The sequence below is a fragment of the Anaerolineales bacterium genome, from assembly GCA_015075725.1.
In the GTDB taxonomy this organism is placed as follows: domain Bacteria; phylum Chloroflexota; class Anaerolineae; order Anaerolineales; family Villigracilaceae; genus Villigracilis.
On the sequence record JABTTV010000001.1, the window covers coordinates 110,684 to 134,738 of the forward strand.

21 protein-coding genes are annotated in these 24,055 nt (G+C 51.9%); all 21 read left to right on the top strand.

Going from position 1 to position 24,055, the window contains the following annotated elements; genetic code table 11:
* The first annotated feature begins 3 nt into the window (after positions 1–3).
* Complete coding sequence (gene hsdR / locus HS100_00525; protein MBE7432375.1) at positions 4–3,258, top strand: type I restriction-modification system endonuclease; 3,255 nt, start codon at positions 4–6, stop codon at positions 3,256–3,258.
* A gap of 7 nt (positions 3,259–3,265) precedes the next feature.
* Positions 3,266–3,892 (top strand): DUF3800 domain-containing protein, encoded by a 627-nt coding sequence (locus tag HS100_00530; GenBank protein ID MBE7432376.1) that lies wholly within the window; start codon positions 3,266–3,268, stop codon positions 3,890–3,892.
* A gap of 188 nt (positions 3,893–4,080) precedes the next feature.
* The gene (locus tag HS100_00535) at positions 4,081–5,628 is read left to right on the top strand and encodes an N-6 DNA methylase (GenBank protein MBE7432377.1); all 1,548 of its coding nucleotides are present in this window, start codon (positions 4,081–4,083) and stop codon (positions 5,626–5,628) included.
* 184 nt (positions 5,629–5,812) lie between these two features.
* The gene (locus HS100_00540) at positions 5,813–6,082 is read left to right on the top strand and encodes a GIY-YIG nuclease family protein (GenBank protein MBE7432378.1); all 270 of its coding nucleotides are present in this window, start codon (positions 5,813–5,815) and stop codon (positions 6,080–6,082) included.
* A gap of 105 nt (positions 6,083–6,187) precedes the next feature.
* Positions 6,188–7,678, top strand: a complete 1,491-nt coding sequence (locus HS100_00545) for a restriction endonuclease subunit S (protein MBE7432379.1) — start codon at positions 6,188–6,190, stop codon at positions 7,676–7,678.
* A 17-nt stretch (positions 7,679–7,695) separates the two neighbouring features.
* Entirely contained in the window at positions 7,696–8,232 is a 537-nt protein-coding gene (locus tag HS100_00550) for a hypothetical protein (GenBank protein MBE7432380.1), read from the top strand.
* 31 nt (positions 8,233–8,263) lie between these two features.
* Positions 8,264–9,319, top strand: coding sequence for a tetratricopeptide repeat protein (locus tag HS100_00555; GenBank protein ID MBE7432381.1), 1,056 nt, complete (start codon positions 8,264–8,266; stop codon positions 9,317–9,319).
* On the top strand, positions 9,316–9,462 hold the full coding sequence (locus tag HS100_00560) for a hypothetical protein (protein MBE7432382.1): 147 nt from the start codon (positions 9,316–9,318) through the stop codon (positions 9,460–9,462). The genes HS100_00555 and HS100_00560 overlap by 4 nt, the downstream gene beginning before the upstream one ends.
* A gap of 20 nt (positions 9,463–9,482) precedes the next feature.
* On the top strand, positions 9,483–9,803 hold the full coding sequence (locus HS100_00565; GenBank protein ID MBE7432383.1) for a hypothetical protein: 321 nt from the start codon (positions 9,483–9,485) through the stop codon (positions 9,801–9,803).
* 364 nt (positions 9,804–10,167) lie between these two features.
* Positions 10,168–13,557, top strand: coding sequence for a GAF domain-containing protein (locus HS100_00570; GenBank protein MBE7432384.1), 3,390 nt, complete (start codon positions 10,168–10,170; stop codon positions 13,555–13,557).
* Positions 13,554–14,165, top strand: a complete 612-nt coding sequence (locus tag HS100_00575; GenBank protein ID MBE7432385.1) for a response regulator transcription factor — start codon at positions 13,554–13,556, stop codon at positions 14,163–14,165. The genes HS100_00570 and HS100_00575 overlap by 4 nt, the downstream gene beginning before the upstream one ends.
* 202 nt (positions 14,166–14,367) lie before the next feature.
* Positions 14,368–14,601 (top strand): hypothetical protein, encoded by a 234-nt coding sequence (locus tag HS100_00580; protein MBE7432386.1) that lies wholly within the window; start codon positions 14,368–14,370, stop codon positions 14,599–14,601.
* Positions 14,602–14,819: 218 nt separating this feature from the next.
* Positions 14,820–16,193: a transposase gene (locus HS100_00585; GenBank protein ID MBE7432387.1), complete on the top strand. Its 1,374-nt coding sequence runs from the start codon at positions 14,820–14,822 to the stop codon at positions 16,191–16,193.
* Positions 16,190–17,743: a fused MFS/spermidine synthase gene (locus HS100_00590; GenBank protein MBE7432388.1), complete on the top strand. Its 1,554-nt coding sequence runs from the start codon at positions 16,190–16,192 to the stop codon at positions 17,741–17,743. The genes HS100_00585 and HS100_00590 overlap by 4 nt, the downstream gene beginning before the upstream one ends.
* Positions 17,740–18,402 carry a TIGR01906 family membrane protein gene (locus HS100_00595; GenBank protein MBE7432389.1) on the top strand — a complete coding sequence of 221 codons (663 nt, stop codon included), beginning with the start codon at positions 17,740–17,742 and terminating at the stop codon, positions 18,400–18,402. Before HS100_00590 ends, HS100_00595 begins: the two co-directional genes overlap by 4 nt.
* 70 nt (positions 18,403–18,472) lie before the next feature.
* The gene (gene fabG, locus HS100_00600; GenBank protein MBE7432390.1) at positions 18,473–19,231 is read left to right on the top strand and encodes a 3-oxoacyl-[acyl-carrier-protein] reductase; all 759 of its coding nucleotides are present in this window, start codon (positions 18,473–18,475) and stop codon (positions 19,229–19,231) included.
* Positions 19,232–19,296: 65 nt separating this feature from the next.
* Positions 19,297–19,644, top strand: coding sequence for an Asp23/Gls24 family envelope stress response protein (locus HS100_00605; GenBank protein ID MBE7432391.1), 348 nt, complete (start codon positions 19,297–19,299; stop codon positions 19,642–19,644).
* 4 nt (positions 19,645–19,648) lie between these two features.
* Positions 19,649–20,110: a transcription antitermination factor NusB gene (gene nusB / locus HS100_00610; protein ID MBE7432392.1), complete on the top strand. Its 462-nt coding sequence runs from the start codon at positions 19,649–19,651 to the stop codon at positions 20,108–20,110.
* Positions 20,111–20,500, top strand: a complete 390-nt coding sequence (locus HS100_00615) for a twin-arginine translocase TatA/TatE family subunit (GenBank protein ID MBE7432393.1) — start codon at positions 20,111–20,113, stop codon at positions 20,498–20,500.
* On the top strand, positions 20,493–21,413 hold the full coding sequence (tatC, locus tag HS100_00620; protein ID MBE7432394.1) for a twin-arginine translocase subunit TatC: 921 nt from the start codon (positions 20,493–20,495) through the stop codon (positions 21,411–21,413). The genes HS100_00615 and tatC overlap by 8 nt, the downstream gene beginning before the upstream one ends.
* Before the next feature lie 37 nt (positions 21,414–21,450).
* A complete protein-coding gene (locus HS100_00625; protein MBE7432395.1) occupies positions 21,451–23,991 on the top strand; it encodes a hypothetical protein in 2,541 nt (846 codons plus the stop codon).
* The last annotated feature ends 64 nt before the right edge of the window (positions 23,992–24,055 follow it).

Here is a 24,055-nt window from a genome sequence, read left to right on the forward strand (position 1 = left end):
CAGATGAAGAAGGTTGCAAAAATTCTCTCAAACTTTTCCCACCTACAGGCTGTTGACGAACAGCTTGTACGGTTGGGCTCGCTTGCGGAGAAATATCTGACGGACGATCCCAATACCAGCCTGATAAAGATGCGTCAGTTCGGGGAATTGCTGGGGAGGCATGTTGCCACACAGATTGGGCTATATCAAACTGAAAAAGAGGAAAGCCAGTACGAATTGTTGCGTCGATTGCGTGATGATGGCGTGTTGACTCACGAACTCTATCTATTATTTGGTGAGATCCGCAGGGCGGGGAACGCGGCAAGTCACCATAATCTGGGAGATCAACCGACGGCGCTCAATATTCTGAAAATGGGATGGCAGCTGGGCGTTTGGTTTCAGCGCACGTTTATCAAGTCTGATTTCAAGTCCGGCGAGTTCCTCTTGCCCCCCACCATCAGTGAAACAGAAGTATTACGCGAAGAGCGTGAAAAACTTGCAGCGCAGGTGGAAGCGGCGAACGCCAAAGTGGAATCTTTGCTCCAGAAGCAGCAAGCCAATGCAGAGCGGAAGCGTTCTGCCACGTTTGAGAAATATCGTCGAGCGGCGATTGCTGCCAGTCAAATGGTGTTTTTGGATGAGGCGCAGACTCGTCAGATCATTGATGGACAATTGCGTGCGGCTGGATGGGAAGCAGATACGGTTCGCCTGAGATATACCAATGGGACGCGCCCTGAACGCGGCAGGAATTTAGCGATTGCGGAATACCCTACTGCCAGCGGACCCGCCGATTATGTATTGTTTATTGGCTTGATGCCAATCGCAGTAGTGGAAGCCAAGCGCAAGAATGTGGATGTTTCGGCGGCGTTGGTACAGGCGAAACGGTACAGCCATGATATCTCCCTAACCGATGATATGCAATCGCCAGGCGGAGCGTGGGGTGGCTATCATATCCCATTCGCCTTTTCATCCAATGGACGCCCGTTCTTGAAGCAGTTGGAAACTCAGAGTGGAATCTGGTTTGTGGATCTGCGGCGCTCGACGAATTTGAGCCACGCGCTGGATGGCTGGTACACGCCCGAAGGTTTGAAGGAATTACTCAAACGAGATGAAGCAATCGCTCACCGGCATTTGCAGGTGGAACCGTTCGAGTATGGCTTTACCCTGCGTTATTACCAGAAGGATGCCATTCGCAAGGTGGAAGAAGGAATTGCCAACGGACGCCGCGAGATGTTGTTGGCAATGGCGACTGGCACCGGCAAAACCAAGACCTGTATTGCGTTGATCTATCGTCTGTTGAAAGTACAGCGTTTCAAACGGATATTGTTCCTGGTGGATCGCGAAGCGCTGGGCGAGCAGGCTGCCAACGCCTTCAAAGATACCCGCATGGACAGCATTCAAAGTTTTGCAGATATTTTCGGGATCAAGGAACTGGACGAGACCACGCCGGATGGCGACACAGCAGTTCACATCGCCACGGTGCAGGGCATGGTCAAGCGGGTGTTGTATCCCTCTGAAAATGCGACGCCACCCACCGTGGATACATATGATTGTATTGTGGTGGACGAATGCCATCGCGGATATTTGCTCGACCGCGAACTCTCGGACACAGAAATGACCTTCCGCAGTTATGAGGATTATGTCTCGAAGTATCGGCGGGTGATCGAGTATTTTGATGCGGTGAAAGTCGGTTTGACGGCAACGCCTGCCCTGCACACCACCCAGATTTTCGGTGCGCCGATTTATACCTACACCTACCGCGAGGCGGTGATCGACGGATATCTGATCGACCATGAGCCTCCGATTCAGATCAGGACCAAGTTGCTGGAAGATGGAATCACCTGGCAGGCGGGTGAAGAGGTGAAGGTCTTTGACCCGCACACCCAGCAGATTGACCTGCACACCCTGCCCGATGAAGTGCATTTGGAAGTGGATGAGTTCAACCGCAAGGTCATCACCAAGCCGTTCAATACGGTGGTGTGCAAATATCTGGCGCAGGAGCTTGATCCATTCTCGAAGCAGAAGACGCTGATTTTCTGTGTAAAGGATTCACATGCAGATTTGGTAGTAGATCTGCTAAAGAAAGCCTTTCAAGAACAATATGGGAGTGTGGATGATGATGCGGTGGTCAAGATCACAGGCACAGCGGATAAACCATTAGAATTGATTCGCCGCTACAAAAATGAACGCAATCCGTCTATTGTAGTGACAGTGGATTTATTGACAACGGGCATTGATGTGCCAGAAATCTGCAATCTGGTTTTCATCCGCCGTGTGAACAGCCGTATTCTCTTTGAACAAATGTTGGGACGTGCCACACGCCCCTGCCCCGAGGTCGAAAAGGAAACCTTCCGTGTCTTCGATGCAGTGCGACTGTATGAAGCATTGGAAGACGTGACCGCCATGAAGCCCGTGGTTGTAGATCCGAATTTGTCATTCAGCAAATTGATGGCAGAACTGACCAGCGTGAGTGATGAAAAGGCGCAACAATTGCTGCGGGAGCAATTCCTTGCCAAGTTTCAGAGAAAAAAGCGCCGCCTGAGCGAGGAGAATGCCCGAGATTTTGAAACCGTCGCAGGCGTGAGTCCAGAGGCGTTTGGTCAGAGATTGAGTCAGATGTCTCTCGATGAGGTGGCGGCTTGGTTTGCGGAAAATCCCCAGTTGGGCGAAATCCTGGACCGCATAAATCCCGACCAGAAACCGATGCTGATCTCGGAACATGTTGATGAATTCAAGGGCGTGGAGCGCGGCTATGGGAGTGCGGAGAAGCCCGAAGATTATTTGAAGGCGTTCGGTGAGTTTATCAAGAGTCATCGTGATGAAATTCCCGCCTTGCTTACGGTGCTGACACGCCCGCGCGAGTTGACCCGCAAGCAGTTGCGCGAATTGGCGATGGAGTTGGATCGGGCAGGGTTCAGTGAAGCGAACATCACCACTGCCTGGCGCGAGATGACCAACCAGGATATTGCGGCGCATATCATTGGGTTTATCCGTCACCTGGCAACGGGTGACCCGTTGGTGCCGTATGAACAGCGCGTGGATTGGGCGCTGAGCCAAATGCTGGTGACTCGTCAATGGAGACGGCCTCAACGGGATTGGTTAATGAAAATTGCCGCGCAGACAAAAGCCAACGTGATTGTGGATCGGGATGCGTTGGATGACCCCGATTTAATCTTCACGCGGGAGGGCGGTGGTTTTGCACGACTTGATAAAATGTTCGATGGACAGTTAACAGATACGTTGGAAACGTTCAACGATTGGATTTGGAAGAAGGAATAACCTATACATGCTGACTTTTACTTTTGCAGGCGATGAAGCAGGCGATGCCAGTTTGAATTTTGGCAAAGGCGCCTCACGGTATCTGGTGTTGACCTTGGTGGCAACGCAGGATGCAGATGGACTTCGTTCTGTATTAAGCAGGCTTCGCAAGCGGGAGGGGCTGGCTGAAAATTTCGAATTTCGCTTCAACAACCTGGCTTCTTCCAAGCTTCTGGGGAAAGCAATGAGCGCACTTCAATCGGCAGAATTTATGGCATGGGCGCTGGTGGTGGACAAGACCACCCTGCCGAAGATCGCGCAGGATATTTGGGGCACAGGTTTGTATTTTTACTTTTTGGTCGATCTGGTGAATCGCATACCTGTAGAATACAGAAATAAAGGCACATTGATTTTGGATGAGATCGGGTCGGCAAGCGCGGAGTTGGTGAAATTAAAACGGACCTTCAAAATGCACGGCATTCGGCATGAGTTCAGCCGTATTTTTATCCGCCGCTCGCGCAGTGAAGATTTGATTCAGGTCGCTGATCTGGTGGCGGGAAGCATATTGCGGCGCGATGCGCGGAAAGACAGCGAACAGTTTGACCTGATCTCGGATAAGATGCAGAGCATTTACAATTACGAGTACAAGGATTAAAGCAACCCACCCCGCTAGCCCAAGTCCATCAACATAGATGGGGGCAGGCGGCCGCAGTTGGCCACTTTTCGCGGGGTGGGGTGAGCCTTGCGGCTTTTACGCTTTAATAATACTCAGATTGACGGCAAAAGTCAAATCACTGCCATATTTGGCAGGCAAATGGAACAGAACAAGGATAATTCAGGATAATGCCACAGAAGAAGCAGCAGACTGAAGGTAAGAAAGAAGCGAAAGCCATCCAAAAAATAAAGGCGAGTGATGAGGATATCCCGCAGGCTTTGACTACGGTCAAAACAGGAACGGTCACGGCCGACATCGTCGCCAAATTGTGGAATTTGTGCAACGTGTTGAAAGACGACGGCGTGACGTACCATCAATACGTCACGGAATTGACCTATTTGCTATTCCTGAAAATGGCGAAGGAGACCAACACCGAGAAGGATTTGCCCGCGGGCTATCGCTGGGATGATCTGGAGACGAAGAGCGCGCCTGATCGGCTGGCGTTTTATAAACTGCTGTTGATCCATTTGGGAGATCACGGTTCGCTGTTGGTGCGCGAGATTTTCGCCAACGCCAGTTCGTTCATCAAGAAACCCACCACGCTTTCGATTTTGGTGACGGAGATCGATAAACTGGATTGGTACAACGCCCGCCGCGAAGGCATGGGCGACCTGTACGAAGGCTTGCTGGAGAAGAACGCCAACGAGAAGAAATCGGGGGCGGGACAATATTTCACGCCGCGCCCGCTGATCGACAGCATGGTCGAAGTGATGAAGCCGTCAGTGGAGGATACTGTTCAAGACCCTGCGGCAGGCACGGGCGGATTCCTGATCGCTGCCAATCGCTATATCCGCGAACACAGCGATCCCGATTCGTGGAAAGAATCCCAACAGCGCAAATATCGTCGCAATACGTTCTATGGCATGGAGTTCGTGCAGGATACGCACCGTCTGGCGTTGATGAACCTGATGCTGCACGGACTCGATTCAGACCCCGCCGCGGCGGGTATCCGTTATGGCGACACACTCTCGCCTGAAGGTGAAGCGCTGCCCAAAGCCACGCTCATCCTCACCAACCCGCCGTTTGGGACGAAGAAGGGCGGCGGCTTGCCCACGCGGACGGATTTCACCTTCCCCACCAGCAACAAGCAGTTTGCGTTTTTACAGCACATCTATCGCGGACTCAAGCCTGGCGGACGCGCCGCGGTGGTGCTGCCCGATAACGTGCTGTTCGAAGCCAACATGGGCAGGCAAATCCGCGCGGACTTGATGGACAAGTGCAACCTGCATACCATCCTGCGCCTGCCCACGGGTATTTTTTACGCGCAGGGCGTGAAGACCAACGTGCTGTTCTTTACGCGCGGCGAAACGGACAAGGGCAATACCAAGGAAGTGTGGGTGTATGACCTGCGCGCCAACATGCCGAATTTTGGCAAGAAGACGGTTCTCACGCGAGGGCATTTCAAGGAGTTTGAGGATTGTTATGGGGATGAGCCAGAGTGGAAAGTAGAAAGTGGAAAGAGGAAAGAGACAGAAAGATTCCGCCGCTTCACACGGGACTGGGTGGCGGAGCGCGGCGACAATTTGGATATTGCCTGGCTGAAAGATGACTCGGAAACCGCCGCCGAAGATTTGCCCGAACCCGAAGCGCTGGCAGAAGAAGCCCTGGGCGAACTTGAAGCCGCCATGGCTGAGTTGAGAAGTATCTTGGTTGAATTGGGTGATGAAAATGTTTGATGTCATTGCGAGGGCGGCGCTCTCCCGCCCGAAGCAATCCCCCTTATTGCAATGTCGCTGCGAGCCGTTCTTTGGCGAAGCAGTCTCCACATAATCAGGAGATTGCTTCGCCGCGAAGAGCAAGTGCGCGGCTCGCAATGACAAATGAGGTTATATGTCTGATCGACAATATTGTGTTTACATCATGACCAATGCGCACAATACGGTCTTATACACAGGCGTGACCAATAATCTGCAACGCCGTGTGCTGGAACACAGGGAAGGTTCGGGCAGTAAATTTACAAAGAAGTACAATGTTCACAAGTTGGTCTACTTTGAATGCGGCAGTGATGTGAATACCGCCATCTTTCGAGAGAAGCAAATCAAGGCAGGCTCGCGCAAGAAGAAGGTTGAATTGATAAATGGCATTAATCCTGCATGGAAGGATTTGTATGAAGAATATTTCAATAAATAGCCAGTGTCACTGCGAGCGGTTTTTTCGCGAAGCAGTCTCCCCGACAGCAGGAGATTGCTTCGCCGCCAAGAGCAAGTGCGCGGCTCGCAATGACATATATGGGCGATGAGGTGGGCAGTGAGTGATTTGCCTGCTGGCTGGGTAGAAACTACGATTGGTGATGTAGTAGAACCAAAGGTGGAACAACGTACACCTTTGGAAAATGAACACTTCTATTACATTGATATTTCATCCATTGATAGAACAGCCAAGAAAATCGTAAACCCACAAAAGTTGTCTGGCAAAGATGCCCCAAGCAGGGCGCGTCAAGTTGTTGCCAGTGGCGACGTGTTGGTTTCAATGACCCGCCCAAACTTGAATGCCGTTGCTATGGTTTCGGATGATTTAGATAAGCAAATTGCTTCAACGGGTTTCGATGTGTTGAGGGCTAAAGGTGTTGACTCTCGTTGGCTTTATTACCTTGTCAGAACCAATGACTTTGTTACTGCAATGTCAGACTTGGTGCAGGGCGCTTTATATCCAGCAGTTCGCCCAAGAGACATTCGCAAATTTGAAATTCCCCTTGCCCCACTGGGCGAACAAAAACGCATTGCCGAAAAACTCGATTCCCTGCTCACCCGCGTGGACTCGTGCGAGCGCCACCTGGAGCGCGTCCCGCAGATACTCAAACGCTTCCGCCAGTCCGTGCTGGCCGCGGCTACATCAGGGAGATTGACGGAGGATTGGAGAGAGGAAAAGGGAGTAGATAATTCAGCGACTGAGTTGCTTCAGGCTATTGCTAATGCACAAAACGAAGCAAGTATAAAAGTTCGTGGTGGAGCAATTGAGCCAAGTTTAGGTGATTTACCCGATGAAGTCGATTTACCTCAAGGATGGGTTGTAGCAGGATTTGATTTCCTTGCTGCGCCTGAAGCCAATGCGTTAAAAGCGGGTCCATTTGGCTCAACGCTCAAAAAGAATATGTACGTCCCTCATGGTTATAAAATTTACGGTCAAGAACAAGTAATTGCTGGGGATGAAAATTTTGGCGATTATTTTATTGATGAAGCGAAATATCAAGAACTAATTACCTGCGCAGTAAAGCCAGGTGATATTTTGATTAGTTTAGTTGGAACGATTGGAAAAGTATTAGTGCTTAGCGATAATTCCAAACCAGGAATCATAAATCCTCGTTTGGTAAAGTTGTCTTTGTACAAATCGATAAATCGAAAATACATAAGCCTTTACTTGCAAAGCCCGTTGGCACGCCATTTCTTTGAATCTAAAAGTCATGGCGGAACAATGGATATTTTGAATCTTGGTATTTTACGAGAGTTGCCAGTTTTAATTCCATCCCTTGAAGAACAAGCCGAAATCGTGCGGCGGGTCGAAAGTCTGTTTGCGTATGCCGAGCGTCTCGAAGCCCGCTATCTGTCCGCTAGTGAGCGGGTCGCGCGGCTTACGCCGTCAATGTTGGGGAAGGGGTTTCGCGGGGAATTGGTGGAGCAGGACCCGAATGATGAACCGGCAGAGAAATTGTTGGAGAGGGTCAAGGCAGGGCGGGAAGATGTCCAGCCGCAGAAGGCGGGTCCGCGCGGGAGGAAGGGAAGTAAGTGAGAAAGTAGAAGGTTGCCATGTCCAATAAAAATAAGAACAAAGCAAAGAAAAGCGGAAAGTCCACTCTGGCTCTCGTTCAGGAAATTCTTGGATTTATTGGGGGTATCATCGGTTCGGTTATGGCAATCTATGGATTCATCAAAACCTTCCGCGATGACATTGATGGGTTTAATTGGCTTTTGTTCTTAGGTGGAGCGATCTGGCTCATTGTCCTCTGGCAAATGTTTCAGAGACAAAAGACCTATGCTTATACTCTCTTAGCTTTAACCATTGTTGGTGGAGTTGCTGGTTGGGTAGGATGGCAGGGTCAAACACAGGCGAAGGAAGATAAAGTAATTGTTTTGATTGCAAAGTTTGACGGTCCCGAAGATGAATACGGAATACGAGATGAGATGATTGAGCAATTAAGGGAGGCTACTAAAGGCTATGAGGACACTGAAATTATCGCAGCAGAGGAGATGGTCACTGCTGCTCAAGGAAGTGAGTACGCTAGAGGGTTAGGGGGGGGATTTTCAAGCAGATTTAGTAATTTGGGCTTGGTACAAGCCAACTGATGATCCAAACATAACAATACACATTGAGAATTTGTCTACAAAAGATATTAGTGCGTTGGGCGAATCGGAAATTATTCAACCACAAGCAACTTTAACTGAACTTCAGTCTTTTGAAGCTCAACGCAAGATTGGCTCGAAAACAAGTACTCTAATTACTTTTATTACGGGCTTGTTGAAATATAAAGCAAATGACTATCAATCTGCAATTTACCGATTTGAAAAAGTGAAGCAAGAGAATAACATCGATGAATTAATAAATAATGCCGAACTTTATTATTATATTGGTTATTGTAGCTACGGATTAGGTGACTACGAACGCGCAATTCAAGAATATAGCAATGTCTTTCTATTTGATCCTCAAAATGCAAAAGCTTATACCAATCGTGGTGCATCATACCACCGCTTAAAACAATACCAGCTTGCCATTGCAGATTATGATATGTCAATCCAAATCAATCCTCAAGATATTACAACGTTAAATAATCGTGGAAACGCCTATTTTGATACAGAACATTATGAAAAAGCTTTGCATGATTTCGATCAAGCAATTCAGATAAACCCACAGCACGCATTGTCATATAGAAATCGGGCGCTTGCGTATATTGAATTAGGAAAAGATGAATTAGCAATAGAAGACTTAAACCGAGCAATTCTGATTGACTCTAAGAAAGCAGGCTTTTATTACAATCGTGGATCGCTCTATGCAAATATGGGTAAATACGACCTTGCCATTCAAGATCTTAATATGGCAATTCAAATAGATTCTAGCTATGCTCTTGCTTTCAATAATCGGGGAAATGCTTATTTAGGATTGAAACAATACGAAAATGCAATAAAAGACTATGATAAAGCTCTTGAGCTTGATCCTGGCATGCAAGGAGCTTACAGTAATCGCTGTGGAGCTTTTATAGAGCGAGGACAATATGATAGGGCAATTCAAGATTGCAATAAAGCAATTCAAATTGACAATCTGTTTTCAATGGCTTATTACAACCGCGGAAAAGCTTACGAACATCTTGGTCAATTTTCAGATGCTAAAGCTGATTTTGCCAAATACAAAGAACTCACAGGGCAGGATGCGCCATGAGACCATCCACGAATACGTCACGAATGAACGAATGGGAAGCGCGCTACACGTCCACGTCCGAGCATGTCGAGCGGCTGACGCCGTCCCTGCCTGTCCTGAGCTTGTCGAAGGGCTGGCGAAGGCGTTCCGCGGGGAGTTGGTGAGTCAAGAGTAAGGATGAATTATGAAGGATGAAATTGCAATTACAAATAATGATTACTGGTTCAAAGTTATAGATATGCTTCAACAAAACTGGGCGCTTATCGAAGCGGCTCAGACTGGTTGTATCGTCTATTTTGTCGGCGACACTTCCGGCGTTTTTGACCAAATCGAATTTGATAATGTTGCTGAGGCAAAAAGGCAATTACGCCTGAATGGATTTCGCAGATATGCCGAAGACAGCAAAGCAAAAGATTTCATCACCCCACCCGCACCACCGTTTCATAAATCAAGTCACCCGAACGGCGCTATCTATTCCTCTGGCAGATATTGGAAGACTGAATGAATAGGAAGCGGGTCGCGCGGCTGACGCCGTCCCTGCCTGTCTAAGGGGTTCCGCGGGGAGTTGGTGGAGCAGGAGGAGCCGGGTGACTGTCACCTATGTAGACGCGCAATGAACAAAAAACTATTTGCCTGTGCCGAGCGTCTCGTAGCCCACTACCTGTCCGCCAGTGAGCGGTCGAGCGGCTGACGCCGTCCCTGCCTGTCTAAGGGGATGAACACATCTCAAGTGGAATTGGTTTCCGCATGATGCAAAAGGACTATTTTACATAGTTCTTTATCATTTTTTCGAACTAGGGATTATGCGCCTTGGAAAAAAGCCCCGGCTGGCGCACAATAGGGGCGTAGATATCCAGGAAAGGGACCTGATGAACGAGAAAACCGTGAACATTAGAAACCCCGAGATGGGAGCCAGTAAAATCGCAAAGGTTCTCCTCGGCCGTCTCGACCGCCGCTTGGTCGAACCAGCCGGGGCGTTCGTGCGCATTTCAGGCTGGGTCATGTTGACTTTGATCGGCTACATCACCATGTTCGGCAGTTTGGATGCCCGCGCGAAGACAAATGTTCTGTTTTGGCTAATTGGCTACGCGCTCTACCTGCTCATCCTGGAGTGGGTCCGCAGGCGGGGAACGGAATACTACGACAGCAATAGATTTAGAAGTTTTCGAATCGGCTTCAACTTGGTGGCGGTCACCATCCTCGGTGCAGTTGCCCCCGCCGAAAGGTACATCTTCGTATTTGCCTACACACTTCCAATCATTGCCGCCATTGCCTACTTCACCGGGAAGATATGGGTTCAGATTTTCGTCGCCGCCCTGGTGCTGGTCGGGCTGATTATTGGTCAGATTCTTTCCCCCGGCGCATTCCTGATCACCGCCGAACTGATATCGTCCATTTTTATCTTGGCTGCTCTCGCAATCGGTTTTGAGGTATTTCGCAGGCGCGTTTATAGCTCGCCCAGCAATCTCACGGAGGTTGCCCGGGAACTGCACAAGACCCTCGATCTTCAACAACTCATGATAGAGATTCTCGACCGCGCCTTGGAGATCACACAGGCTCAACGCGGTTTGATTATTGTTGTCAATCCGGAGAACAAGCGTTACGTCGGGCACGCGCTCAAGAATTTCACCCTTGTGGAACACAGGTCCATCGAAGACTTGGCGCTTAAATGCCGTGTCATCAAAAACGGGGAGCCCTTTGAGAGCGACGATATGCAGGCTGCCTTCAACAAAAGCATATACAGGGATTTTTTTGCGGCACAGCCTCGTTCTTTGGCGGCCCGCCCGATTTACAATCGCACCGGTCAGGTCATGGGAGTGATCAATGTCGCCCATGACGATGCCGGGACCTTTGACAGGATTTCGAAACATCAGTTGAGGGAATTCGCCTATCTCATCGGCAATGCCATCGAAAATTGTTTCGAGCATCGCAGGGTCCAGCTCAGCGAGGCAAAGAGCCGCGAAACCGGGGAAAAATTTGTATCGGCGGATAGCGAAGACCAAGTCATCCAAATTCTCATTCAGGAGGCACGCCTGCTGATTCCGCACTCCGAAAAGATAACCCTGCACCAATTCCTGCCCAACAATGAGGAACTTTTGCCCCTCCATTCCATCACACCCGAGACGACCTCCCAATATTTTCCGTGGTCTGGGCAAAAGACCCGGGGCCTCAAACCGGATATGCGCCTCGGCTATGGCCTCGCGGGGCACGCCCTGGAACAAAGGGAGACCATCCTGGTAAACAACACCCAGCATCATCCTTGGTTTGTGCGCTTGGATGAGAAAGAGGATATAAATTCCCTGCTGGTTGCTCCCTTGCTGGATCCGGATGGCGTGGATTATTACGGCACCATCAGCCTGGAAAGTTCGAAGGTTTCGGCCTTCAGCCTCGAGGATGAAACCAGGCTCACATCGCTATCGTCGCAGGCGTCCCGGGTCATTGCCAGGATGAGGGATTTTGAATCATGGCGCAAACAGGGAGGTGCTCTCCGGCAAATTCTTGAAAAAATTGGCGCCTTCAATCCGGATGCCTCTGAAAATGATCTTTGCGGACAGATCGCCGAGGAGGGAGCGCGTCTGTTAGGCTTCAAGGTGGCCGTAATTCGAAAATTGGATAAGGATGGAGAGACCTTGACCACGGTCGCTGTGACGGGCGTTTCCTCTGCAAAGAAGAAGAAACTGCTCGGAACGCATTTTCCATACAGCGAATTGAAACCATTTCTCATCGATGACGTTCGCGCCGAAAGTTCCTATCTGATTAAACGAACGACCCCGGCCTGGCAGGAGTTCGTTGACCGGTATTTATACAAACCCCCTTCCGGCAGAAACAGGAAAAGCCGCTGGGACGTCTACGACGCTCTTATTACACCCTTGCAGGATTCTTCCGGAATGTTATTGGGAATCCTCACCCTCGACGTTCCCGGTACGGGCACCGAGCCGAGCAAACAGGTCTTGGAATTGATCGGGGTGTTTGCCAATTCCGCCAGTTGGGTGATTGAATTAAGCCGCACTCATCAAAGGCTCAAGGAACAAAAATCTCGCACCGAGTCGTTTATTGACACCATCAGCAGGGAGCTTGCGGACTGTCGCGACGTCCCTGCCATCAGCGAAGTGGTCGTGCAGGCAGGCGCAAAATTATTAAGTGCTGAAGGTTGCTCCATCTATTTGGTACATGGCGATTACATTGAACTCGCGCACTCCAATTACCTGAACAAGGCCGGTTATATCAAACGCCGCAAGCCGATTACCGATCAGCCGGGGTCCGGCTTGACAGGCTGGGTGGCGGCGCGCGGGGAGATTCTTTGTCTTAACAACGGAAGATACACGAAGCATCCGGCTTGGGCTGGCGAGCAGGATCACTTGGAATACCTTCCCAGCAGATCGTGTCGTTCGGTTTTACTTGCCCCTGTTAAGGACAAGGAAGGTAAGGTTATAGGTGTGTTGACGCTCGAAAACAAGCGGGCGGTTGGTGGTCTTAAGGATTTTGATGATGAGGATGTAATGCGCCTTCAGCGTCTCGCAGCTGAATTCGCAATGGCGCTGGAAGTGATCGGGCTGTATGATGAAATGCGGGAATGGGAACGCTCTGGTTTGGCCGATGATATCCATGACCTGATCAACTGGTATCATTCTGGTGTGGTATTGTGGATCGAAGCCCTCGGCGATTGGTTCAATAAGGGGGATTATGAAAAGACTCGGGAACTCCTTCCGGACCTCCTCCAGCACTCCCACACAACTGTGAATGAACTGAAGACATTACACACTATATTTCTCAACAAATCTTTTGAAGCCTCTACGCTGAAACAGGCGCTTGAGGAGGTCATGACCGTTTGGAAAACTCGGGCGATGCCAAAACACAAGGGCAGGATGAATATTGATTTAAATTGCCCCTTGGACTTGGATATACCCGTAAAATTGAGAAATACCCTGATTCGCATTGCGTCATTGGCTTTTTCGAACGCCATCCAGCACTCCGGTATCCTTGACGATCCTGCGGTTTTAATTCGTGTGCAGGTTAAAAAAAGCGGGCGGCGCATTATTCTGTCTGTAATGGATAATGGTCGCGGGATGGATCTGGAAAACTTGCGTCCGGGCTTTGGTCTGGAGCGTATGAAACAATTAAATGAAAAAATTAATAATTGGGGGGTGGCAAAATCGGATTTGAAGATCGACTCCAGGGTCGGGCGGGGGACACAGATCGTTCTGACTCTTCTCCCAATTCCCGGAAAAGGAATCGAATCGGATAGGAGACTGCAATGATCAAAAAGATAAGGGTTTTGTTAGCGGATGACACCTTGATCGCGAGGGAAGGCTGGAAACGCATACTTGAGACCGCGGGTGATATGGAAGTGGTTGGAGAGGCCAGGACCGCCTCTGAAACGGAACGTCGCGTTCGGGAATTGAAGCCTGATATCCTCCTCATGGACTTGCAATGGTTTGGTGATGATTCTGCTGGTTGGATGGCGATAAATGAGATCAAGAAAAAGCACAAGCTGAGGATAATTGCTGTCACGGCGTACGAAAATCTCATACGGGATGCTCGTCGAGTCGGAGCAGATTCCGCATTGCTGAAGACATTCACTCGTGAAGAGTTGCTGAACGAGATTCGCGAACAATATGCACGCCCCGTAAAAAAATTTGAGCCTTCACCTCTTCTGGAAATACGGCATGGTGAAATTCTAACGAGGCGTGAAATGCAGGTGATTCAATTGTTGGGGGAAGGTCACTCGGATAAGGAAATCGCTAAACTGCTTGGTATCGCTTTGCCCACCGCCAAAAACCACGTCAAGAAGATCATCGAAAAGCTTGATGCAAAGAATAGAACCCACGCGGTTTCCAATGCTCGCGAAATGGGTATTTTGAACTAACCGCGAACAGGTTGACTTATTTTCATCCAAAAGGAGCAGTGTGGAACTGCTCCTTTTGTCTTTGGGCGCAACCCCATTATGAGGGATGTGGGAATGCTCCGGTCTAATTATTATAAGGACAAAAGAGAAAGGCGGCGCTCATGCAAATAAGAATGCCTTCCTCTAATTTCAAATGACCGGCTTTCAAAGAAAGGAGAGACCCATGACCGGTAAGAAGGAGATTGATCTAATGCTCGAAGAAAAAAACGGCATCGTTCATTTCGCCCTCAAAATGGCGGTGCGTCGGCGTACGCTCTGGGTTCTGCTGGTTTTGTTGGGTGCGATTCTAATCGCTCTGGGATCGTCTCTTTCAGAGGAAACCCGCAGGATGATTCTGGATGTTCTGTTTGGCGCGTTACAGTTCGTCCTTCTTCAAGGACAGAGTTCGAAGCAATGACAGCAAATGGAGGCTGACATGATTAACCTGACATTTGAAGGCATACTGATCCTGGTTCTGGTGGCGTTTATCATTGGTTTGATCGTAGGTGTCTCGCTCACCCGCCCACGCATCAGCTCGTAATATAGGCCGCCCCTGCAAAACACAGGGGCGGCATCATTTATCACTACCTTCTTTCTTATTCCGAACTTTTGTGCTATAAACACAAAATTCAGCCCATGGCGCTTCCCTCTCCTCGCCCCCGCACGGTATCCCGTCCCTCTCTCGCCGCCTCGCGTAAACGCGGCGGTCAGCCCGGTAATCAAAACGCGCGCAAAACAGGCGCTTATTCCGGGCATCATCCGGGTCCCCTTGCTTTGGTTCGCAATCAGATCGAAAATCTGCAATCGGACATTTACGCAGGTCGAATCACCTTGGATCAATCGCGCCAGACCGCTGCCCCCCTTCTTGAACAGCTCGGGAAGGAATCCTCCCTCACATCGATCCGATTGGATATCAAGTTGATAAAGGTGTTATCGACCCGATCCTTCATGAATACCCCCCTCATCCTTTTGCGCAGGGGTATGCAGTCCATCGCAGTTCATGCGTGGGCATATATCGAATCCACCTTCAGGGCGAATGGCATCGAACGCGACGCCGATTCGTTTTTTCCCGTTTCGAAAAAGAGTGCACGAAATTCCCCCGCATCAGCCGCTTTCGACCCCCTCCCGCCCGGTCATCCATCCTATGCCACCAACCTCACCGACGACCAGTGGGCGCTCCTTGCCCCCCTCATCCCGCCCGATCCCCCTCTGGACTGGTTGCAAGGCCAGCCGCCCCTCATCATAGCCGCCAACCGTTGGGGCTTCTCCCGCTACCAGCCCGGCAGCGATTTCAATGATTTCACGGTCCTGCTGGAACATGACCGCATCGCCTCCCGCTTCCCTGCCTTGCAGGCGTCCCGATCCGCTTCCCTCCAAACGCGAAAGCGCGGACGCCCAAAGAACCGGCTCTCCCCGCGTGCCATGCTCGATGCCATTCTTTGGAAGCTTGCCACAGGCCACGGCTGGGACGCCCTTCCCGATGAATTCCCCCCTATGCGCCTCTGCCGCAAATACTATCGCCGCCTCTTCTTGAGCGGCCGTCTTTACACCATCCTCCTCGCCCTCTACAACCATCTCCGCATCGAGCAGGGTGTCGATCTTTACGCCTGTTACGAGCAGGGCGACTTCACCACCACACCTTCCCAGTCCATCTCGCTTGCCCCCGATATCCCTCTCACCAATGCCAATTGCATGGCTCTTCTTTTTATGCAATTGGCGCGTGAGGAATATACCCGCCTCGAGCGCGAAAGAAAAATGAAAAATCCGCTTTATCCCCTCCTCCCTATATTCAAGGGGCAGAGCGCGCTTACCACAGCCCGGCTTCCCCACACCCCGCCGCCTCCATCCTTCGAACCTCTTGAAATCAGTCCCATCGGAAAACGATTTCAAAAACTCGCGTATGGGCAGAAGGTCATCCAACGGCAGGTTTCCAAACGTCAAAAGAAAAAACAGCCGGAGGTCCGGAAGACAGATGATGCCCGGCACAAAGGATATAATCCCCCGCCATGAAACGTTATCTACTCTTCACTGTCTTCATCTCCGGCATGACCACGCTTGGGGTCGAACTCGCGGCGGGGCGCCTCATCGGCAACGTCTTCGGCACGAGCAATCTCGTCTGGGCGAGCATCATCGGCTTGATTCTCATCTATCTCACGCTGGGGTACTTCCTCGGCGGAAAATGGGCGGACAAAGACCCGACTCCGCTCGCAATGTATCGCATTCTTGCATGGGCGGCATTCACAGTGGGATTGGTCCCCTATGCCGCTGTGCCCGTCCTCCGGTCCGCGGCGGATGCGTTCGAAGCCTTGAGCGTCGGCATCCTTGCAGGGTCGTTCATCGTCGTATTGATTCTCTTCATCGTTCCCATCACCCTGCTCGGGATGATCTCGCCCTACGCCATCCGCCTCTCGGTGGACGATACGAGCAAAGCCGGGCAGATCTCCGGGCAGATTTATGCGATCTCCACTCTCGGTTCTTTCATCGGGACGTTTCTTCCCACGCTTGTTTTCATTCCCACCATCGGCACGACAAAAACATTTTTATTCTTTGGTTGCTTCCTGCTGTTCGTTGCTTTGGCGGGCTTGGGAATATTTGCGGGCAGAAAGGAAATGTTCAAACTGATGTGGATGCCCGTTTTACTTGCGATCATCGCGGTCATCTTCGCGAACCAATCGCTTAAGAACAACACCGGTCAGGTCTACGAGACCGAGTCTGAATACAACTACATCCAGGTGCAGGAGCAGAACGGGTACACCCTCCTGCGGCTCAACGACGGGCAGGGGGTTCACTCCATCTATCACCCCGATGTTCTTTACTACAACGGACCCTGGGAGCAATTTTTGGTCGGACCGTATTTCTACGAAAACCGTTCACCCGGCGACGTTCACAAAATGGCGATCATCGGGCTTGCCGCAGGGACGGCAGCCCGCCAGGCGACGATCGTTTACGGCGAGGATCTGCAGATCGATGGCTATGAACTCGACCCAAGGATCGTGGAAGTTGGTTATGAATATTTCGACATGGGTTCCCCGAACTTGAATGTCTTCATCGGCGACGGAAGGTTGAACCTCGAGAGGTCCCCCGAAAAGTACGATATCATCGGCGTGGACGCGTACCGCCCGCCGTACATCCCGCCCCACATGACGACACTGGAATTTTTCACCATCTGCGCCTCCCGCCTGACCGATGACGGAGTCCTGACCCTCAATGTCGGTTCCACGCCGGGAGATCGCCGCCTCATCGACGGACTCGCCACGACCATGTCGCAGGTCTTCCCCTCCATTCACATCATGGACATCCCCGGCACCTTGAACACGATGCTCTTCGCGACCAAACAACCGACAACTCCCGACGCTTTTCTCGCCAACCTTCAACACCTTGCCCAGGATGCCAGCCTGAATCCTTTGCTCGTCGCGACCATGTCCTCCACGTATACCCACCTGAAACCCGGCTACGAAAGGACGACTGTCTTTACAGACGATCTCGCCCCCATCGAGTGGATCGTCAACGATATGGTCGTAAAGTTCGTTTTGCAGGGCGGGTTGGAATTCCTGCAGTGAAATCCCTCTCCTATCTCGTTTCTCTCGCTGTACCTTTCGCGCTCATTGGGTTCGCCCTGCGGGTCATGCTCACCCCTTTGTATTACACCGTCGAATACAATATGCCGTACTTCCCGAAAGATGAATATGGCTTTACAAAAGAAGACCGCCTGAAATGGGCGAAGCCTTCGGTGGAATATCTCGTCAACGACGCGGACATCTCCTATCTGGCTGAATTGAAATTCGACGACGGAATGCCCATCTACGATTACCGCGAGCTCAGCCACATGGAGGATGTCAAAAGCGTTGTGCAAGGTGCATTGAAAACCTGGTACGTCTCGCTTGGAATTCTCCTAATTTTCATATTTCTCTTTTGGAGAATCAACGCCCTTCCCGAATATTTCAACGCCCTCCGCCGCGGCGGACTTTGGATGATCGGGTTTGCTGCTATATTGGCGCTCATCGCCGCGGCGGGCATCCTGCTCAACCCGGATATATTCTGGGCATTCTTCGCCTGGTTCCATTCCCTTTTCTTCAAAGGCGACTCATGGCTCTTCTATTATTCCGACACGCTCATCCGGCTCTTCCCCATCCGCTTCTGGCAGGACGCGGTCATTTGCATGGCGGTCATCGCGCTCGGAGGCGGAGCAGCGCTGGCGGTTGGATTGAAAACCCGGTAAAAGTGACGGTCACCCTGGAGGCGACCGTCACTTTCTATATGAAGTATAATTTTATAGCAGGAGAATCTTAATGGCATTCAACCTTTCACTGGAAAACAAGGTCGCCGTCGTCACAGGCGGGTCGCGGGGAATCGGCCGCGCCATTGCGCTCGAATTCGCAGAGCGCGGCGCGTCGGTGGTGGTCAATTACAACAAGTCGCCCGAAGCCGCAGAGGAAGTGGTTAAAAAAATTCAAGAGAAGGGCGGGAAAGCTACCGCCTTCCAGGCAGATGTCTCCGATTTCAAACAAGCCGAGGCATTGATCAAATTTGCCATCGAAACCTTCGGCGATCTGAGCATCCTCGTTAATAATGCGGGAATCACCCGCGATCAACTCATCATGATGATGCCCGAAACCGATTGGGATGCGGTGATCAGCACAAACCTGAAGAGCACATTCAACTGTTCGAAAGCCGCCGTCAAACACATGATGCGAAAACGGGTGGGAAGGATCATCAACATGGCTTCGGTCGCCGGACAGATGGGCAACCCCGGGCAGACGAATTACTCCGCATCGAAAGGCGGGCAGATCGCATTCACCAAAGCCCTGGCGCGTGAAATTGCAGCGCGCAATATTACCGTCAATGCCATTGCGCCGGGATTCATCGACACGGAAATCCTCGACGCGATGTCGCCTGAGACGCTCGAAGCCGCGCTGAAACTCGTGCCGCTCGCCCGCAAAGGCACCGTCGATGAAGTCGCATACGCCGCGTCCTTCCTTGCATCGGATGGAGCCGCATTCATCACCGGTCAAGTCCTCGGCGTGGACGGCGGCATGGCAATGATGTAAACCGGATCCGTCCAACCAGCGTTCCCGAACGCCTATGGTCGCCGATATAAAAAACAGGAGCAAGAATGACTGAAGATATGCAAGGAAAAACAACGGTCTCGCCGGAAGTTCTGACGACCATTGCCAGTCTTGCCGCGTTGGAGGTGACCGGCGTCAGCCGCCTGGCACCCGTCAGCGGAGGCGTAAACCGGCTCTTTCGCCGGGGGCAAAGCGACGGGGTCCGGATCGAAGCGAAGGATAATGTCGTTTATGTGGACCTGTTTCTGATTCTCAAGGATGGCGTCAACATCCGCGAGGTGGGGCGAAACGTCCAACAGAACGTGGCGCGGTCGATTCAGGAGATGGTCGGCATGGAAGCCGGGGAAGTGAACGTCCATGTCGAAGATATCGATTTCGAAGGGGACGAGGCATGATTGCATGAAACCTCGAACCCGGGCGCGCTCGCTTGCCTTGCAGGTGTTATACGAGATCGATCTTTCCACACATCAACCCGGAGAAGTATTAAGGACGCGTCTTGAAGAAACCACACTGCCGCCGGAACTCGCCGAGTTTGCCAGGGGTATCGTCTTCGGGGTCATGCCCCTGCGAGAGCCGCTCGACAAGGTGATCGCAAAATACGCGCCGGAATGGCCCATGGATCAGGTCGCCGCCATCGATAGAAACATCCTGCGCATGGCATGCTGGGAATTCGCCGTCTCGGGTGAAACGCCGGTCAAGGTTGCCATCAACGAGGCAGTGGAACTTGCAAAACTCTTCGGCTCGGATTCAACCGCGCGGTTCGTCAACGGAGTGCTTGGAACGCTCGTGGATCATGAGCAGGAAATCCGGCAGATCTTGAACAGGGAACTTCCCCAGGAAACAAAATTGGAATCGCAATAAATGGAAATCCTCGGCATCGGCATGCCCGAACTTGTCTTTATTTTTATCATTGCCCTGCTCATCCTCGGTCCGAAGGACATGCAGAAGGCGGGTAAAACGGTCGGGCGTTGGTTGAACAAATTCATAAAATCCGATATCTGGCGCGTGATGCGAAGCACCACGAACGAGATCAGGAATCTACCTGGCAATCTGATGAAAGAAGCCAATTTGGAAATGCAGAAGACGGACGAAGAAATTCGAAGGGAACTGAAGCAGCACAATCATTATTCCAAATTCGTCGCTCCAGACTTTGACGACCGCTCCAATCAAATGATCGGCAACAAGCAAACGGAAAGTGAAAACTTGAAACCGGGCAGGGAATCAGAAGGCGAAACAAAGAACGATGCGTAAGTTTTTTACGGGAGTCTGGCGAGCGATCGCCTTCCCCTTCCGCCTGGTCTTCAATATCATTGCGTCTCCGTTCCGGGCGGCGCGGCGATTCATCGACTTCCTCAATTCCGACCCTGTCGATACTCCCATCGGTGAGATATTTGCCAGGGTTGCAAGTCAATCCGATTCGCGCAACAGCCTGCTCGACCACATCGATGTGTTCCGCAAACATCTCCTGCGTTCGGTCGGTGTCCTGACGGTCACGGTCATCGCTGCATTTTGGGCGGCGGTGCCCGTCATGGAATTTCTGGCGATCCCCATCGGCGGACTCGAAAAGCTACAAGCCATCCAGGTAACGGAAGAGATTGGCGTTTTCATGCGCGTGGCAATGATGGTGGGAATTGCGGCAGCCTTCCCTTACATATCCTTCGAACTCTGGCTCTTTGTCGCGCCGGGCTTATGGTCCCGAGAAAAGAAGATGGGGCTGGCGGGCATTCCCCTCGCTTACATGCTTTTTCTGGCAGGGATGGCTTTTACGTTCTACGTCCTGCTCCCTGCGGCACTGCCCTTCCTTGGGGGATTCACAACCATCGCCGAGTTCTGGGCGGCGCGGGAATACTTTGCCTTCGTCACGGGGCTGATGCTCTGGATCGGGCTTTTCTTCGAATTCCCTCTCGTGGTCTATGTGCTGACGTCCATCGGCTTCGTCAGACCAAAATTCCTTGCCGAGCAGTGGCGGTTGGCAGTGGTCATCATCGCCGTGCTTGCAGCGGCGATCACGCCCACCGTCGATCCGGTCAATATGGGTCTGGTGATGATTCCCATGATTTTGTTATACTTCATCAGCATCGGCTTGAGTTATATCGCCTACGCAGGGCGGAGGAAGAACCAGGCCGAGGCTCAGGACCCTGTTGAAGGGACAGGCGCAGGCTAGGGCACGAACGAAGCGCAAGTCCATAGAGGAGAAGAATATGGTTAATTCATCCATTCCGGCGCGACGCTGGTTATATGCGGCATTGATTCTCGTCATTGCCGGGCAGGCTTGCACAATCTCCCTGTTCAATCCTCCCGGCAATCCTGCCACAGCCACACCCGAGCGGATCATTGCAACCAATACGCCCTACCCTGCGGCTCAAGTTACTTTTGTCGTGACCATCCCCGAGGCGCTCCAGCCGGGGGAGACAATCGCTGTGCTCGTTTTGGATGAGGTCACGGGATTACCCCTCCAACCGACGCAATATACATTAAGTCCGCGCGATGCCACCACATATTCTGGGGCGATCCCTGTGATGGTCAATTCTGTCATTAAATATCGTTACGTGCGCGTTATTGGCAGCACACAAATCGCGGAAGACACCACATACGGTGGAGCCATCCGCTATCGTTTGCATAATGTGGCGACCTCCACCGAAGTGCAGGATATTGTCGCTGATTGGACCGATAAGATCACAGGACGACCTGCCAGTTCGATCCTCGGGCAGATCTATAACGCTGACTCAAGGTCGCCGATTCCCAATATCCTTGTCACAGCCGGGGGAATCCAATTCATCACCGATTCGCAGGGGCGGTTCGAATTGACCGGTCTTCCCATCGGGGTGCATCAACTTGTTGCCTACAGCATGGATGGGCTCTACCTGCCGTTCCAGCAGGGCGCGCGCGTCGAAGAGGGCAAAGCCACCCTCGTGGATCTGTACATGACACCGACACGTCTCGTAAACGTGACCTTTCGAGTTTCCGTTCCAGAGGATACCGTTCCCGGCGTTCCGGTCCGCATTGCCGGCAATATCCTTCAATTGGGGAATACCTTCGCAGACCTGCAGGGAGGCGTGAACGTTGTGACCGACCGCATGCCGATCATGGCGCTTCAATCCGATGGACGTTACACCTACACGCTCGGCCTGCCGGTGGGCGCGCATATCCAGTACAAGTACACGCTCGGCGATGGTTATTGGAATGCGGAGCATGACGCCCAGGGGAAATGGGTGCTCCGCGATTTCATCGTCCCCGCAGAGGATGTCACTCTCGACGACCACGTCCAGACATGGCTGGTTTCGAAGGAATCGGGCCCGATCCTATTCGAGGTCAGCATTCCCGCTGTCACCCCGGCAGCGGATATCATTTATATACAATTCAACATATTCGGCTGGACCGAGCCGATTCCAATGTGGCCCCTCGGCATTGTCAGCGGAAGCACGCGCTGGGCTTATCAGCTTTACAGCCCGTTGAATTTCTACGGCTCATTCTCCTACCGCTATTGCCGCAACGGCCAATGCGGCAGCGCGGACGACAACCAGACCGTTGGCATTTCCCCGGCGGGAAGACAGACGACAACCAGCCTGCTTGGGCAGGACCTTGTTGACAGCGTGAATTCCTGGAAGTGGTTCGAGAATCCAGAAACCCTGCCTCTGGTCGGGAGCGCCATCACGCCGCGCGCTGTCGGTTTCGTTGCAGGCGTCGAATATCAGTCGACATTCCGTCCGAATTTCAGTTATTACGCCTGGCAGACCTTCGCCAATACCAAGGCCATCGGGGCAAACCTCGCAGTCCTCACCCCTTCGTGGAGTGTATCGAGCATTTCTCCATTGCGTTTTGCAACACAGCCGGGTCAGGACCCCCTTTGGATCGACACCGCCATCATGGTATCGCAGGCAAGGGATAATGGTCTGAATCCCGTTCTCTTCCCCACGCCGCATTTCCCGCCCTCCACGGATACAAGCGTCTCTGCAAGCACGCAATTCTGGAGGAACGCCCCCCGCGATGCCTCCTGGTGGCAAAGTTGGTTCACAAGATATCGCGCCTTTCTCGTCAATTATGCAGACCTTGCCGCCCAATCCGGCGCGCAGTCCATCATCCTCGGCGGGGAATGGGTAACACCGTCCCTGCCGGGTGGACTTCTCCCCGATGGCACTCCTTCAAACGTCCCGGCAGATGCAGAGGCGCAATGGCGCGGCATCATCGCAGAAGTGCGCAATCACTTCAAAGGACAGGTTCTTTGGGCGCTGCCGTATGATAAATCCACCATCATGTCCCCTGTGAATTTCCTGCGAGACGTGGATGGTATCTATCTGTTGTGGTCCGTTCCCATTGCCACCAGTTCCACTGCGACGAAAACCGATTATGTCAACGAAGCCGGGAGGCTGCTCGATAACGAGATCGCCCCGCTGGTCTCACTGCTGGGTAACAAGCCGGTCATCATTGCTGCATCGTATCCGGCCGCAGGCGACGCGGCAAGCGGCTGTGTCGCAAACGGGGCAGGCGGATGCCTCGATTTCAACGCGTTGTCGAGGCCGAACGCGGACATACCATCGGTGCCTTTGAGCCTGCAAGCGCAGGCGGATATTTACGAAGCCTTGCTAAGCGCTGTCAATGCGCGTCCCTGGGTTTCGGGGTTCGTCAGCAGGGGATACTTCATGCCGGTCGCCCTGCAGGATAAATCCACATCCATAAACAGCAAACCCGCTGCGAACGTGTTGTGGTATTGGTATCCGAGAATGCTGGGGGTCATCCGTTAGTTTCCACTGACAAATCCCCGCTTCTTTCGTCTTCCCTCTTTCTTCCATCACAAAAAGAAAGAGG